Origin of the sequence: Pedobacter terrae (assembly GCF_900100705.1) — a bacterium.
GTDB classification, from domain to species: Bacteria; Bacteroidota; Bacteroidia; order Sphingobacteriales; family Sphingobacteriaceae; genus Pedobacter; species Pedobacter terrae.
In genome coordinates this window covers 226758-241801 of record NZ_FNCH01000005.1, presented here as the reverse complement: position 1 = coordinate 241801, position 15044 = coordinate 226758, and the positions used below count along the sequence as shown (strand labels likewise).

Annotated in this window: 12 protein-coding genes; 5 read left to right on the top strand and 7 right to left on the bottom strand. The window is 37.5% G+C overall.

Going from position 1 to position 15044, the window contains the following annotated elements; genetic code table 11:
- Nucleotides 1–472 precede the first annotated feature (472 nt).
- Both BLR60_RS08975 and BLR60_RS25435 read left to right on the top strand, forming a co-directional pair.
- Nucleotides 473–724 (top strand): hypothetical protein, encoded by a 252-nt coding sequence (locus BLR60_RS08975; RefSeq protein WP_090498929.1) that lies wholly within the window; start codon nucleotides 473–475, stop codon nucleotides 722–724.
- Nucleotides 725–852: 128 nt separating this feature from the next.
- Nucleotides 853–1113 (top strand): PIN domain-containing protein, encoded by a 261-nt coding sequence (locus BLR60_RS25435; protein ID WP_090498927.1) that lies wholly within the window; start codon nucleotides 853–855, stop codon nucleotides 1111–1113.
- Here the strand turns inward: BLR60_RS25435 and BLR60_RS08965 are convergent.
- From BLR60_RS08965 to BLR60_RS08940, 6 genes are all read right to left on the bottom strand, one after another.
- Nucleotides 1110–2096: a bifunctional riboflavin kinase/FAD synthetase gene (locus BLR60_RS08965; protein ID WP_090498925.1), complete on the bottom strand. Its 987-nt coding sequence runs from the start codon at nucleotides 2094–2096 to the stop codon at nucleotides 1110–1112. The genes BLR60_RS25435 and BLR60_RS08965 overlap by 4 nt on opposite strands.
- Before the next feature lie 97 nt (nucleotides 2097–2193).
- Nucleotides 2194–3054, bottom strand: a complete 861-nt coding sequence (locus BLR60_RS08960) for a YitT family protein (protein WP_090498923.1) — start codon at nucleotides 3052–3054, stop codon at nucleotides 2194–2196.
- Nucleotides 3051–3782, bottom strand: coding sequence for a tRNA pseudouridine(55) synthase TruB (truB, locus tag BLR60_RS08955; RefSeq protein WP_090498920.1), 732 nt, complete (start codon nucleotides 3780–3782; stop codon nucleotides 3051–3053). The genes BLR60_RS08960 and truB overlap by 4 nt, the downstream gene beginning before the upstream one ends.
- A gap of 134 nt (nucleotides 3783–3916) precedes the next feature.
- Nucleotides 3917–4711 (bottom strand): undecaprenyl-diphosphate phosphatase, encoded by a 795-nt coding sequence (locus BLR60_RS08950; protein WP_090498918.1) that lies wholly within the window; start codon nucleotides 4709–4711, stop codon nucleotides 3917–3919.
- An 80-nt stretch (nucleotides 4712–4791) separates the two neighbouring features.
- Complete coding sequence (locus BLR60_RS08945; RefSeq protein ID WP_090498916.1) at nucleotides 4792–5019, bottom strand: DUF3098 domain-containing protein; 228 nt, start codon at nucleotides 5017–5019, stop codon at nucleotides 4792–4794.
- A complete protein-coding gene (locus BLR60_RS08940; RefSeq protein ID WP_090499014.1) occupies nucleotides 5019–5897 on the bottom strand; it encodes a cell division protein FtsX in 879 nt (292 codons plus the stop codon). Before BLR60_RS08940 ends, BLR60_RS08945 begins: the two co-directional genes overlap by 1 nt.
- A 200-nt stretch (nucleotides 5898–6097) precedes the next feature.
- On the opposite strand from BLR60_RS08940, the gene BLR60_RS08935 reads away from it, so the two are divergent.
- The gene (locus BLR60_RS08935; RefSeq protein ID WP_143009050.1) at nucleotides 6098–6526 is read left to right on the top strand and encodes a hypothetical protein; all 429 of its coding nucleotides are present in this window, start codon (nucleotides 6098–6100) and stop codon (nucleotides 6524–6526) included.
- A gap of 365 nt (nucleotides 6527–6891) precedes the next feature.
- Entirely contained in the window at nucleotides 6892–9720 is a 2829-nt protein-coding gene (gene leuS, locus BLR60_RS08930) for a leucine--tRNA ligase (RefSeq protein ID WP_090498913.1), read from the top strand.
- A 200-nt stretch (nucleotides 9721–9920) separates the two neighbouring features.
- On the opposite strand, the gene BLR60_RS08925 is transcribed toward leuS, so the two are convergent.
- Nucleotides 9921–11219, bottom strand: a complete 1299-nt coding sequence (locus BLR60_RS08925; RefSeq protein WP_090498912.1) for a DEAD/DEAH box helicase — start codon at nucleotides 11217–11219, stop codon at nucleotides 9921–9923.
- Between the two features lie 583 nt (nucleotides 11220–11802).
- On the opposite strand from BLR60_RS08925, the gene BLR60_RS08920 reads away from it, so the two are divergent.
- The gene (locus tag BLR60_RS08920) at nucleotides 11803–15033 is read left to right on the top strand and encodes a SusC/RagA family TonB-linked outer membrane protein (RefSeq protein ID WP_090498910.1); all 3231 of its coding nucleotides are present in this window, start codon (nucleotides 11803–11805) and stop codon (nucleotides 15031–15033) included.
- The last annotated feature ends 11 nt before the right edge of the window (nucleotides 15034–15044 follow it).

The following is a 15044-nucleotide window of genomic DNA, read 5'->3' as shown; positions in this document are numbered from 1 at the left end:
AATTTAATAAGATAAAATTACCTACCAAAACACGTGTTTCGGATAGAGCATCTTAAACAAACACCAATAATTATACTTTAATCTTTTGATTACAACTTTGGTATTGATGTTTTTGTTCTTAAAAAGAAGGAATAGTAAAAGACTGATCAGTAAAAAAGCGTTCGAAGATATTTTGACAACGGAAACATTAATCAAATCTTTTTGCAGGCTTTCGTTATCCTGATTGAAATCGAAATGGTTTTTGGTGATTTTTTTACAGGAAATAAAACTGATTTTAGTATTTTTTAATGAGGCATTATTTCTTTGATCATGCAATGCGAAGACCGCAAAATTAGTGGAGATAGATAGAAAGAAAATGATGTAAAAAAGCCTCATTGCTGCTAATATAACGAAAATAAGGCTTTTTTGAAAGGGAAATATTCAGTAAATTTGTATAGAGCAGGTTTTAAAAGATATTGAAAATCTAGATCCAATGAAAGAAGTGACCATTAAATATAAGAGTAATAAAACTTTAGCAGCATTGAGAGAATTAGGTAAATATCTGAATTTTTCTATTGCCGATCAGAACGCTAAGGCCGTGATAGAAAGTCGTGGAGATATCAATGGTATTCCAATAATAGCGGGCGATAAATCAATAGATATTTCCGAACTACATGATGTATTTACCAATAAGAATTTAAGCGCTAAACAACTTAGAGAAATTGCATGGCAACGGAGAAAATAATTTGTGATACGGATGTATTGATAGATTATTTTGATAAAAATAACAGCCGTAGCGCATCTACTGCTACTCTTCTTGAAAGAGATATCGGCTTAGATAATATTATCATTTCATCCATTACTAAAATTTAATTGCTGTTTGGGGCGACAAATAAGCCTGATCTTTATATTATCAATAAAAAGCTAAGCAGATTTAGTATTATATTAATTAATGAAAGGATAAACTTAACTGCAATTAGTTTAATACAAGACTATAAATTAAGTCACGGACTCGCCTTAGCTGACGCATTGATTGCCGCTACAGCTCTTGAAACCAAACTAAAGTTGTTTTCCTATAATATAAGAGATTTTAAATTTATTGCTGATTTAACCTTATATCCGCTAAAAGACTAGCTGCTAAAATATGCTAGAGTAGCTTCTTTATCTTTTTGCAATTGAACGGTCAGTGCTTCTAATCCGGTAAATTTTACATCGTGACGAAGAAATTTCAGGAAATTCATCTTAATATCCTGTCCATAAATTTCCTGGTTAAAATCAAAAATATTAACCTCAATATTTCGTGTCATCCCATTAATGGTTGGTCGTTGCCCGATATAGGCCATACCTTTATAAGTCAGGAGTCCGGAGTCCGAAGTCGGATGTCCGCTTGTCGATCCCAATTCTTCATTAAATTCAGGACTCATTTCAACAGTAACGGCATAAATACCATCGCTTGGGATTAGTTTATAAGTTTCTTCTACGAAGATATTTGCTGTTGGGAAGCCAATCGTTCTGCCTATTTTATCGCCTTTAATTACCCTGCCAAAAATAGAAAAAGGGTAGCCGAGGTAATCGTTAGCCAACCCAACATCACCGGCCAAAAGTGCCTCGCGGATCTTGGTTGAACTTACTGCCACATCATGAATATCCTGTTCCATAATTTCTTCAACGGTAAAACCGAAATGTATGCCGGCAGCTTTTAAAACGTTTAAATTGCCAGAGCGGTCTTTACCAAAACGATGATCATAGCCAATAATAATGTGTTTGGTACCTATATGATCAACCAGGATATTTTTAATATAATCTTCTGGCAGCTGGTTGGAAAAATCACGGGTAAATGGGGTAATAATCAGATGATCTACACCTAAACCCTTTAAAATTGCTGCTTTTTCATTAATAGTGTTAATCATTTTCAAATCCTGGTTTTCAGGATCGATAATCATTCTCGGATGCGGGAAAAAAGTTAATATAACACTTTCTCCGTTATCTGCCTTCGCCTTTTGCACCAGTTGTTTGATGATTTTTTGATGTCCGAAATGCACACCATCAAAAGTGCCAATCGTAACAATGGCATTATCTAATTTTTTAAAATCCGAAAGGTTATTGTATATCTTCAATGGTAAAATCTATTTTATTGGTGTGGGTTTTGCATAAGGGATATCGCTTCCATCCCGACCCTTCGCATAGCTTAGGGGAATGCCCAAATTTCTGTTATTAATGTAAAGCATGGCGTTTTACCACCCCGCCTTTTAAATCTGCAATCTGTTGTTGGATTACAAAGGCATCCGGATCAATCTGCCTGATAGCCGTTTGTAGTTTGCTCATCTCTAGTTTGGTCACAACGGTAAAAATAATATCGATATCTTTTTTTTCTCCGTAGCCACCTTCGCCTTTATAAATGGTTACACCACGTTTCATTTCGTTAATAATGAACGTTTTTATGGCTTCCTGATGGTCTGAAATTACCGTTACGCCTGTATACTGCTCTAATCCATTTACGATAAAATCGATAGTGCTTGAGGCGGATAAATAGGTTAGAATGGCATAAAGTGCAGTTTCGATGTTTAAGAAATAAGCAGCGAAAGCGAAAATAATGATATTTAAAATCAGGATAATATTCCCGACGGTTAAAATGCTGTTTTTACTGATATAGAGTGCTAAAACTTCTGTGCCATCAATTACACAGCCACCGCGCATGGCCAACCCGATTCCGCCACCTAAAAACAAACCCCCAAAAAATGCAATCAGTAACTTATCGTGTGTTATGGGCTGAAAGGGCAGGATAATTAGTGCGAGTGAGAGTGCGGCAATGGCAATAGCAGTTTTAAAGGCAAAGCCCTTACCAATCTGCCTATAACCTAAAATAACAAACGGAATGTTGATGATGGCGATAAGGTAAGATAAATTCCACCCTGTTAAGGTGCTTACTAACAGGGAGATGCCGGTAACGCCGCCATCAATAAAGTGGCTGGGCATTAAAAAGCTTTTTAACCCAAAACATGCCGAAGTTACACCTGCTATAATTAAAAGAATTTCTTTTATTAACCTGGTATGCCTGTTTTTGATATGGTTCATACTCCTGCTTCAGTTTTAGCTTCTTCTTTCTTACTGCGAATATAACTAACAAGATCTAATACCTCAAATGCATCTTTTAGTAAAAAGTTTCCGCTTCGGGTACGGGTAAGTTTAGAAAGATAAGCACCATTGTTTAGCGTTTTACCAAAATCGGATATTAATGAACGGATGTAAGTGCCTTTGCTACATACAATCCTGAAATCGATTTCTGGCAGTTCGATTCGGGTAATTTCAAATTCCGGAACACTGACAAAACGTTTCCTTAACTCAACCTCTTCGCCTAATCTTGCTTTTACATATAAACGTTCGCCATTTACCTTTACTGCAGAGTGGGCAGGTGGATATTGTTCTATATCTCCAATAAATGGTTTGCAGGCCGCATAAATTTCTTCTTCGGTAATGTGGCTGATTTCGAATGTTTCATCAACCTCCGTTTCCATATCGAATGATGGGGTAGTAGCTCCTAAAATCATGGTGCCGGTATATTCTTTTTCCTCAGCCTGAAAAGTATCAATCTGCTTAGTCAGTTTACCGGTACAGATAATCAACAGTCCCGTAGCAAGAGGATCTAAAGTGCCCGCGTGGCCAACCTTTAGTTTTAGCGGTTTTAAAGAATTACGGATTTTGCCAACCACGTCAAATGAAGTCCATTTGTATGGCTTGTTGATTAAAAGCAATTCGCCTTCAGCAAAATTGAAATCTTTGAATTTTGAATTTTCGGTACTCACAAATCTTTTTTGCGCAAAGATAAGGATTCAATGCGGTTTGCCTAAGTTTTTTTAACCGCAGATGTACTCAGATAAACACGGATGATATTACCTGTATGTGTCTATTTTATCTGTGATTAAAATATTTAAATGAATTATATGATCTGTAAGTTGTGGCCGCTCAGCAACAGGATAATAATGATAAGGCCTGCAGCTATTCTGTACCATCCAAAAACTTTGAAACCATGCTTGTTCAGGTATCCGATGAAACTTTTTATCGCCAGGAGTGCCACAATAAATGCAACAACATTTCCAATAATCAACATATTGGTTTGATCGTGGGTAATGGTATGCCCTTCCTTGTAAAAATCGTACAGTTTTTTGGCAGTTGCTGCAAACATCGTTGGCACTGCCAGGAAAAATGAAAATTCTGCAGCTATTTTTCTGCTTAATTTCTGACTCATGCCACCCACAATAGTTGCACCAGAACGGGATACGCCTGGTAACATGGCAATACACTGGAAAAAGCCGATCTTAAGCGCTGTTAAATAGGTTATTTGCTCTTCTTCCTCGATTGTTGGTTTATTAAACCATTTGTCTACAAACAATAAGATAATACCACCAACGAGTAAAGAGATACCAACAGCCATAGGGCTTTCTAATAATTCGTCGATTTTTTTACTCAATAACAAACCGAATACCGCTGCCGGAATAAAGGCCACAAGCAATTTAATATAGAAGTTTATTGATTTAAAGAATCGTTTAAAATAAAGTACAACAACAGAGAGTATTGCACCGAGTTGGATTACAATGGTGAAAAGTTTTACAAATGGTTCTGATGCAATGCCCATAAACGATGAAGCAATGATCATGTGGCCAGTGCTTGATACTGGTAAAAATTCAGTTAATCCTTCAACAATGGCAAGGACAATAGCTTCAAAAGCGTTCATATTTTTTAGGAAAGAAAGGAAATAAAAAAAACGCTCAACCAATTAATTAAGCATTTTAATATGATCCTAATCGGATAAATTTATTTTTTTAAAATGGCATAAATACCAAAAGCAAAACCAGCTAATACCACCAATGGCGCCAGCAAAGTTCTTCTGAAATCATAAATATCACCAGTGGTGCCCATCATCAGGATAAAACCAACTGCTACGATTGCAATGCTGATTAACAATAACTGATAGTTTTTTTTGGTGAAAACCAATTCGCTTTTAACGTCCTTTACCACCGGACCTGTTTTTTTTTCTGCCATTATCTATAAAGATGATAAGATTTTAAACGTAAATATCTGCTTACTGCAAACCATGTGCTAATGCCTGTTATAAAAATACCCACAATTAAAAGGCCTATAAACACAAAGCCAAATTCCTGATAATTATTTAAAATAATAATTTCAGGTACCTCTTTGCGGGCATAAATTAAAGTGGCCAATAAAATAATAATGGCTATAAATGCAGCAATTAAGCCATGTAAGGCCGCATACAATAAGAAAGGACGTCGAATAAAGTTTTTCGTTGCACCAACCAGCTGCATACTTTTAATTAAAAAACGCTGTGAGTAAATTGCCAACCTTATCGTATTGTTAATCAGTGCTATAGAAATAATTAATAGTAGTGCCGCAAAGGCTAAAATAATTAAACCTATGGTGTTGATATTTTTGTTTACCATATCAATTAAAGAACTTTGATAAACCACTTCTTTAACTACAGGGTTTTTAGAAATACTGGTTTTTAAGGCATCGATACTTTTATTGTTTGCATATTCTGCTTTTAAGTATACATCGAAGGTAGAAGTTAGGGGATTGTAACCTAAGAAATTAACAAAATCCTCACCTAAATCCTGGGTTAAATTTCTGGCCGCGAGTTCTTTATTAACATATTGAGTCTGCTTTACTGCCGGATTGGCGTTGAGCTCTTTTTGGAAAGCCAAAACATCGGCTTCTTTTGCACCTTCATCGACAATAATGTTTAAAACAATGTTTTCCTTAACGTAGTTAGAGAGGTTTTTGGCATGTACAAGTACTAAACCAAGTAGCCCCAGCATTAATAAAACCAATGCAATACTAATGATAGTAGAGATATAAACGGTTTTGGTTTTTTTAGATGCATCACTTACTTCGAATTCTTCCATGTATTTCATTTTTGTTTCTGCGAAAATATAAATTATACCTGATAAACACCAATTAATGATTGCTAAATGAATACTAACGTAAGCGATTGGCTTTTAGTTTGGAGATTAAATTCTTGTGCAAATCTGATTCTTTTTCTAAAGGCGGTACGAAATTTGTTAAAACGGCGTTAATTATGGATATCTTAAAACTAAATTTAACTATGAAAAGACAAATTACCGCGCTGAGCCTATTCTTACTTATCGCTTCAACTTTTATGTCGTGCAAAAAAGACAGTACATCTTTAAAAGCGCAAATGTTAGGTAAGTGGACCTTAAATAAGATTGTAACTTCTGGCTACACTGCTGAAGAAACATTAAAAGACCCAAAAAAGATAAACGGCACAGTAAACTATGGTACCACAAGTGATTATATTGACTTTAAGCCAAATGATGATGACCAGGTAGAGTTGAGTTTATCAGGTAACAGAACCATCGGAACTTATGTGATCATATATTCTGATCAGTTTAGCATGGATATTAACGATGGTTTAAATTATTGTAAGATAAACAGTATTACGGCAAACAAATTAGAGTTTACCGCTAAAATTGATAAAACAAACGTAACTAAAGTATATTCTTTATCAAGATAAGAACTTAATCCCCCGATTATTTGCTGCGCCATTGGTTTTAAGATCAATGGCGCTTTTTTGTGGCGTCGGTTGGTAACAACCGACGCTAAACGAAGATTATTTTGCATGAAACTGCTAGATTAGGGCACACATAGATCAGTTTAACTATGGTGTCAGTTATTACCAATTGACACAAAACATAATTAAGATTTCACTTATCTGCTCCGATAGTTAAATAGAAACATCTGATTACACACAAAAAGTCTGGATTTTAGCCTTAACTTATTCTCATTCTGCGCATCTATCGTCAAAATATTATCCTGAATCTACTTTTTAAAGCCCCTTAATTTCCGTATTTTCGCCCCTTTAAAAATTTAAAACTTGCAATGGATTACCAATTCAAAGAAATAGAACAAAAGTGGCAAAAATTTTGGGCAGATCATCAAACGTTTAAAGCCGAAAGCAATTCTGAGAAACCAAAATATTATGTGTTAGATATGTTCCCTTACCCATCAGGAGCAGGCTTACACGTTGGGCACCCGCTGGGTTACATTGCATCAGATATTTTTTCAAGATATAAACGCCTAAAAGGCTTTAACGTATTGCACCCCATGGGATACGATTCTTTCGGGTTACCAGCAGAGCAATACGCCATACAAACGGGGCAACATCCAGCCATTACTACTGAGGCTAATATTGCGACCTATCGCCGTCAGTTAGACCAGATTGGTTTTTCTTTCGATTGGAGCAGAGAAGTACGTACCAGTGAGCCATCGTATTATAAATGGACGCAATGGATTTTTATGCAGTTGTTCAACTCCTGGTACAATATCGAAAATGATAGGGCCGAAGATATTAGCACACTGATCGAAAAATTTAATGCTTCCGGCACAGCCGATGTAAAAGCGGTTTGTGATGAAGATACCAGGGTGTTTTTGCCAAGTGACTGGGCAACCTTTACCGAAGAAGAAAGACAGATCGAATTACTAAAATACCGCTTAACCTATCTTCGCGAGAGTACGGTAAACTGGTGTCCGGCATTGGGAACAGTTTTAGCGAATGATGAAGTGAAAGACGGTTTTTCTGAGCGTGGCGGTTTCCCGGTTGAGCAAAAGAAAATGATGCAGTGGAGCATGCGCATTACAGCCTACTCCGATCGCCTTTTACAAGGTTTGGATACGATCGATTGGCCAGAGCCGATTAAAGAAATGCAACGCAATTGGATCGGTAGAAGTGTAGGGGCATCTGTAAAGTTTGCAGTCGACAGTTTGCAGTTGGCAGTTGAAGAAACTGAAAACTTAGCACCGAAAACTGAAAAATATATTGAGGTTTTCACCACGCGTGTGGATACTATTTTTGGTGTCTCATACCTGGTATTGGCTCCGGAACACGAATGGGTGGCCGAATTGACCACTCCTGAACAAAAACAAGCTGTTGAAGATTATATTGCTTTAACCAAAAAGAAATCAGAATTAGACCGTATGGCCGATACCAAAACGGTATCTGGTGCTTTTACGGGTACATATGTAGTTAATCCGGTAAGTGGCGAGCGCGTGCAACTTTGGATTGCCGATTACGTATTGGCAGGCTATGGAACAGGTGCAGTAATGGGTGTTCCTAGCGGCGATCAACGCGACTGGTTATTTGCTACACATTTTAATTTGCCAATTGTGCAGATTTTAGATGCACAGAAAGATATTGATATACAGGCAGACCCAACAAAAGAAGGAAAATACATCAACTCTGGTTTCATTAACGGAATGGAATATAAAGAGGCTGTTGCTTTTTTGAATAATTGGCTGGAAGAACGTGGTGCTGGCAGGGCGAAGGTAAACTTCCGTCAGCGTGATGCGATTTTTGGTCGCCAGCGTTATTGGGGTGAGCCGATTCCGGTTTATTTTAAAGATGGATTGCCTTATTTGGTAAAAGAAGAAGAATTGCCATTGTTGCTTCCTGAAATTGATAAATATTTACCGACTGATACCGGAGAACCGCCATTGGCGAGAGCTGAAAACTGGTTGCCAAAAGATGGCGGACATTATGAATTAAGTACCATGCCAGGTTGGGCAGGAAGCAGCTGGTACTGGTACCGTTATATGGATGCAAATAACGATAGCGATTTTGCCTCAAAAGAAGCGGTAGAATATTGGAAAGATGTGGATTTGTACATTGGTGGTTCTGAACATGCCACCGGCCATTTATTGTACAGCCGTTTCTGGAACAAATTTTTGAAAGATTTGGGTTACACCAAAGAAGAAGAGCCTTTCAAAAAACTGATCAACCAGGGCATGATTCAGGGAAGAAGTAACTTTGTTTACCGTGTTAACGACGAAAACGGAAAACCAACCAATACTTATGTATCTGCTGGCTTAAGAAAAGAATATAAAACCTCTGCATTGCACGTTGATGTGAATATTGTTGAAAACGATACTTTAGACCTGACAAAATTCAAAGCGTGGAGAGAAGAGTATGCTAATGCCGAATTTATTTTGGAAGGCGGAAAATACATTTGCGGCGTTGAAGTAGAAAAAATGTCGAAATCAAAATTCAACGTGGTTAATCCAGATGATTTGATTGAACGTTACGGTGCTGATACTTTACGCATGTACGAAATGTTCTTAGGTCCGTTGGAACAGAGCAAGCCCTGGAACACGAATGGTATTGAAGGCGTATTTAAATTCTTACGTAAATTCTGGAGATTATTCCACAACGAGGCATGGGAATTCACCGTTTCTGATATTGAGCCGACTAAGGCAGAATTGAAATCATTACACAAAATCATTAAAAAGGTGCAGGACGATATCGAGCGTTTCTCATTCAATACTTCTGTATCAAGTTTTATGATTGCGGTAAATGAATTAACGGATCTGAAATGTAAAAACCGCCAGATTTTGAAAGATATGGTGATTATCCTTTCGCCTTACGCACCACATATCTGCGAAGAGCTTTGGGTATTATTGGGTAACGAAGCCGGAACTTTATCCTATACAGCTTTCCCAACATTCAATCCGGAGTATCTAGTAGAAGATGAGTTTGCTTATCCGGTTTCCATTAATGGTAAAATGAAAATGAACCTGAATTTGAGCTTAACTTTAGCACAGCCAGAGGTAGAAAACATTTTATTGGCAGATGAGCAATTCCAGAAATTTTTAGATGGAAAGCCAACTAAAAAAATCATTTTTGTTAAAGGAAAGATTATTAATGTAGTGGTTTAAGGAGTCCAAAGCTAAAAGAGTAAAGCTGAAAGCTTTACTTTCGCTTGCCTGAGCTAGAAATATAAAAACCCGATTTGCGTTTTGCAGATCGGGTTTTTTGTTTGATAAAGGTTTCGTCATTCCCGCAATACGTCATGCTGAATTTATTTCAGCATCTTTGCAAAATGGATTCTGAAACAAGTTCAGAATGACGACCAGGATTATCTTTCTCCTCTTTTCCTGTTTCCACCAAATCTCCTGTTATTGCTTGCATTACGTGGTTTGCCGCTCATGTTGCCATCACCTTTTTTAGCACCGCTTCCACCTTTCGATTGCGCCTGTGGTTTGCGTTTAACCTGGTTTTTAGCTAACATACTTTCCCAGCTTAAAGGGTAAGGGTGGTCATCTACCACTGGCAATGTAATTTTAATCAGTTTCTGAATATCCAATAAGTACTCGTTCTCTTCAGCATCACAGAACGAAATGGCAATACCATTTGCGCCTGCGCGGCCTGTACGGCCAATCCGGTGAACATAAGATTCAGGAATATTCGGCAATTCGAAATTGAAAACATGTGATAGCTGATCAATATCAATACCACGTGCAGCAATATCGGTAGCAACCAAAACACGGATTTTTCTGTCTTTAAAATCAGTTAATGCCCTTTGTCTTGCATTTTGCGATTTATTACCATGGATCGCGGCAGCTTTGATCCCGGCATGGGCTAAATCCTTCACAATCCGGTCTGCACCATGTTTGGTACGGGTAAAAACCAGGGCGGTCTGGATATTTTTATCTTCCAGAAGATGGATCAATAATTTCTTTTTATCTGGTTTATCTACAAAATAAACAGACTGAACAATGGTTTCTGCTGTAGAAGAAATAGGGGTAACCTCTACTTTCGTCGGACTAGATAAAATGGTATTGGCCAATTTTTGAATTTCATCTGGCATGGTTGCCGAGAAAAATAAAGTCTGGCGTTTAGCTGGTAATTTAGCTACTACTTTTTTCACATCGTGAATAAAGCCCATATCAAGCATACGGTCCGCTTCATCTAATACGAAAAGTTCGATGGTATTTAAACTGATGAAGCCCTGGTTCATCAAGTCTAATAAACGGCCTGGTGTTGCCACTAAAATATCAACACCTTTCCTCAGGGCTTCTACCTGTGAGTGTTGATTTACGCCGCCAAAAATTACCAAACGACGCAAATTTAAATTGCTTCCGTAAGCTTTGAAACTATCCTCAATTTGTATGGCCAGTTCGCGCGTTGGCGTTAAAACCAAGGCTTTAATGTTTTTGTTGGCTTTGGTATTGATGTGTTTTTCGTGCAGTAATTGCAGCATTGGGATGGCAAAGGCAGCTGTTTTTCCGGTACCGGTTTGTGCGCAGCCTAGTAAATCTTTGCCTTTTAGTATGGTTGGAATGGATCGCTCCTGTATGGGTGTGGGTTGTGTATAACCTTCGGTCTCAAGGGCCTTTAAAATAGGCTCAATGAGGTTTAATTCTTTGAATAACATGTATGTTTTTGTATAATATTTATTGAAGAAGCTAGAACAATCATTTGTTGAAGGACTAACTTGCGGAGAGAATATGCCATTCAGAATGGCAAGCCCTTATTCCTGCTTCGGCGGCAAAGATACAAAAAAATGTACGACTAACATATTTTCTTATAAATCTGATCTCAATCACCGTGATAAACACATGTCTGATGGTACTGTTACTTGCTATTATTTTTAATTAGTATTTTATAAATGCATAATTTGTAGTATAATTATTTTTATATGTATCTTTATTTTTAATTAAGTGTATACTTTACACTAATGAACTAGTTACTTTGAATAAACCATTATGTAAACTATAAATTAAAATAACTAAAAAAACCTGTCTAACCAACTACTTATGAGAAAAAAACTACTTACTCACAGGAGAAATCCATTCTTCTTTCATGCCTGTCTTTTTTTTAAAAATCGTGCAACCAGGCAAAACCACCTAATACATACTTCATCATAAACTGATTGAAATAAACTGGTGCTGTTTGGCTTGTCAGGCTAAAATGCATCGGAGTATAATTACGCATTATTAACTAATCAATATAAACCTATGAAACAAAATTTATTCTGTATCAGGAGAGGGTTTCTTCTCTTGTGTTTGGGGATGTTATTTGCACTTGGTGCAATGGCCCAGACAAAAATCACTGGTAAAGTTATTGCAAGTGATGACAAATTACCTGTTGTTGGTGCAACAATCAAAATTAAGAACGGGACTGGTGGCACCACCACAGACACTAACGGCACATTTTCTTTAAGCGCAAAACCTGGTGATGTATTAGTGATTTCTTTTATAGGATATGGGGGTAAAGAAGTAACAGTGGGCTCACAAACCAATATTACTGTTGTTTTACAGGCCGAAAACAATAATTTAACCGAAGTGGTGGTAACCGGTTATTCAGCTCAAAGGAAAAAAGACTTAACCGGTGCCGTTGCGGTAGTAAGTATGGATTTACTCAAAGCCCAACCTGCCGCAAGTGCTATAGAGGCGCTTCAAGGTAAAGCTACAGGGGTACAGATTGTAAATGACGGTGCCCCGGGCTCTACACCACAAATTAGAATCAGAGGGAACAGTACCATTAATAATAACGACCCGCTTTATGTGATTGATGGTGTACCTTTTGAAGGAAAGTTATCCTGGCTCAACCAAAATGATATTGAAAGCATGCAGGTATTAAAAGATGCTTCTTCAGCATCTATTTATGGGGCGCGGGCAAATAATGGTGTGGTTATTATTACTACAAAAAAAGGGATATCTGGTGCGCCAAAAATTACACTTGATTCTTACTATGGCACACAAGTGCCAAGACGAAGCAGCTTTCCTGAAATGATGAATCCTCAGCAATATGCACAGTATGTATTTGATGGATACACCAATGCGGGTAAACCAATTGCTGCCGGTAAAAACTATGGTACAGGTTCTACGCCTGTATTACCCGAATATTTAGTGGCAGGTTTAAAACTTGGTCAGGACGTTACGGCTGCAGACGCAGACCCTGCCAAATATAATTACAGCCGTGATCCAAATTTATTTTATCAAATTACTAGGGCCAATAAAGAAGGTACCAATTGGTTTAGGGAAATTACGGAGGCTGCGCCGGTTCAAAATTATCAGCTTAGTGCTTCAGGTGGCGGAGAAAATGCGACTTATGCAGTTAGCGCCGGATATCTGAATCAAAAAGGAACGATAAAGTATACGGATTTTAAACGTTATAGTTTTAGATCCAATACCGGTATATCTGCGTTTAATAAACGTGTACGTTTTGGAGAGAATGCCCAATATAGTTATACCGAAGGTTACGGATTTGGGGTTAATCCGAATACTCCCGGTGGATACCAGGACCAAGGAAGTGCTTTAGGCTGGGCATACAGGATCCCTACAATTATTCCTGTTTATGATATTGCCGGAAACTTTGCGGGTAGTCGTGGTAGTCAGTTAGGTAATGCAGAAAACCCGCTTGCGTTTCTATATAGAGCAAAAGATAATATTAATAGAAACAATTTCTTTTTTGGTAATATTTTTGGCGAAGGTGATATCATTCCCGGGTTAGTATTAAAAACTAATTTTGGCATACGTTATGAAAATTATAATGGTTTATCTATGCGTTATCCAAACCTCGAATTTTCTGAGGGTAATAACTCAAATAATTTAAATGAGTATCAAGGATATAATACAGAATGGACCTGGACAAATACCTTAAATTATAGTAAAGTATTCAACGAAGAACACAAAATAAATGCATTAATCGGTACCGAGGCAATTAGATCGAGATCCAGACAATTAAATGGAGGCCGGAATGATTTCTTTCTCTTAGGTAATCCTGATTATTATTACCTAACTACTGGTTCTTCAAACATTAGCAACTCTAGTACAGGAGCTGTAGGATCATTATTCTCCGTATTTGGTAAACTCGATTATTCGTTTAAAGATCGCTACCTGGCTAGTGTTACTATCCGCCGGGATGGTTCATCTAACTTTGGAGCAGCTAATAAATATGGTAATTTCCCAGCGGTTAGTGCGGGATGGCGAGTATCTGAAGAGGAATTTATGAAAAGTGTTAAATGGCTTACCGATTTAAAACTTCGTGCCGGATACGGCGAAACCGGTAACCAGCGGATACCGCCATATAATTACATGAATAGGTACGAAAGTTCTATTGTAAACTCAGCCTATGCTGTTGGTGGTGGCAATGGCCTTACTACAGGTGTGCGCCAAAATGCTTATCAAAACCCTGATATAAAATGGGAAGCAGTAAAATCGCTAAATATTGGTCTTGATTTTACCTTATTAGGTGGAGCCGTTGATGGATCGGTTGATTGGTATAACAAAAAAACAACTGATATGCTTTACCCTGTGCCTTTACCATCAAGTGTAGTTGGTTTAGGGAGTTCGCCTTTCGTAAATATTGGCGATATGAGCAATAAAGGGATTGAATTTAATGTAGCTTATCATTATGGAAGAAATGCCGATAGCCCTTTTAAATTTGATATTGGTTTAAACTTCTCGAAAAATGAAAATAAGATTGTAAAGCTGGCACCTGGTATTTTTAATCAGGTATATGGTAATTACAGGAGTCTACAAACCAGTGTATTACAGGAAGGTTCACCTCTTGGCTCATTTTTTGGATATAAAACAGCAGGAATTTATCAGAGTACAGCTGATATTCAAAATAATCCTTCTTATTCAGGTGCAAGGGTTGGCGGTTTACGTTATCAGGATGTTAACGGTGATGGTATTATTGATCCGAAAGACCGTACCATCATTGGAGATCCGAATCCTGATTTTACCTATGGTATAAACTTAAATGCATCTTACAAAAACTTCGATATTTCTGCTTTCCTATATGGTGTACAGGGAAATGACATTTTTGAAGCCACACGTTATTTTACCGATTTCCCTTCCTTTGATGGTGCGAAAAGTGTAAGGTTACTTAATGCATGGAGCCCAACCAATACCTCCAGTCTGATCCCGTCTTCTTATGCAGGAGCTTCAGATCTGGAGTTTGCTTCTTCAAGCTATTACATCCAAAAAGGAAGCTTTTTGAGGTTGAAAAATTTACAAATTGGCTATTCTATCCCAACGGCTAAAGCTTTTGGTCAAAATTCTGGTATCAATAAATTGAGAGTATATGTTAGTGCGAGTAACTTATTTACCATTACAAAATACACAGGCCTGGATCCCGAGATTAGTCAGATCGTAGATACTTTTACTGCTCCGGGAGTAGATCAAGGTGTTTACCCGTCGCCCCGTCAATTTTTAATCGGTATTAATGTTGGATTTTAATTATTAAAAGA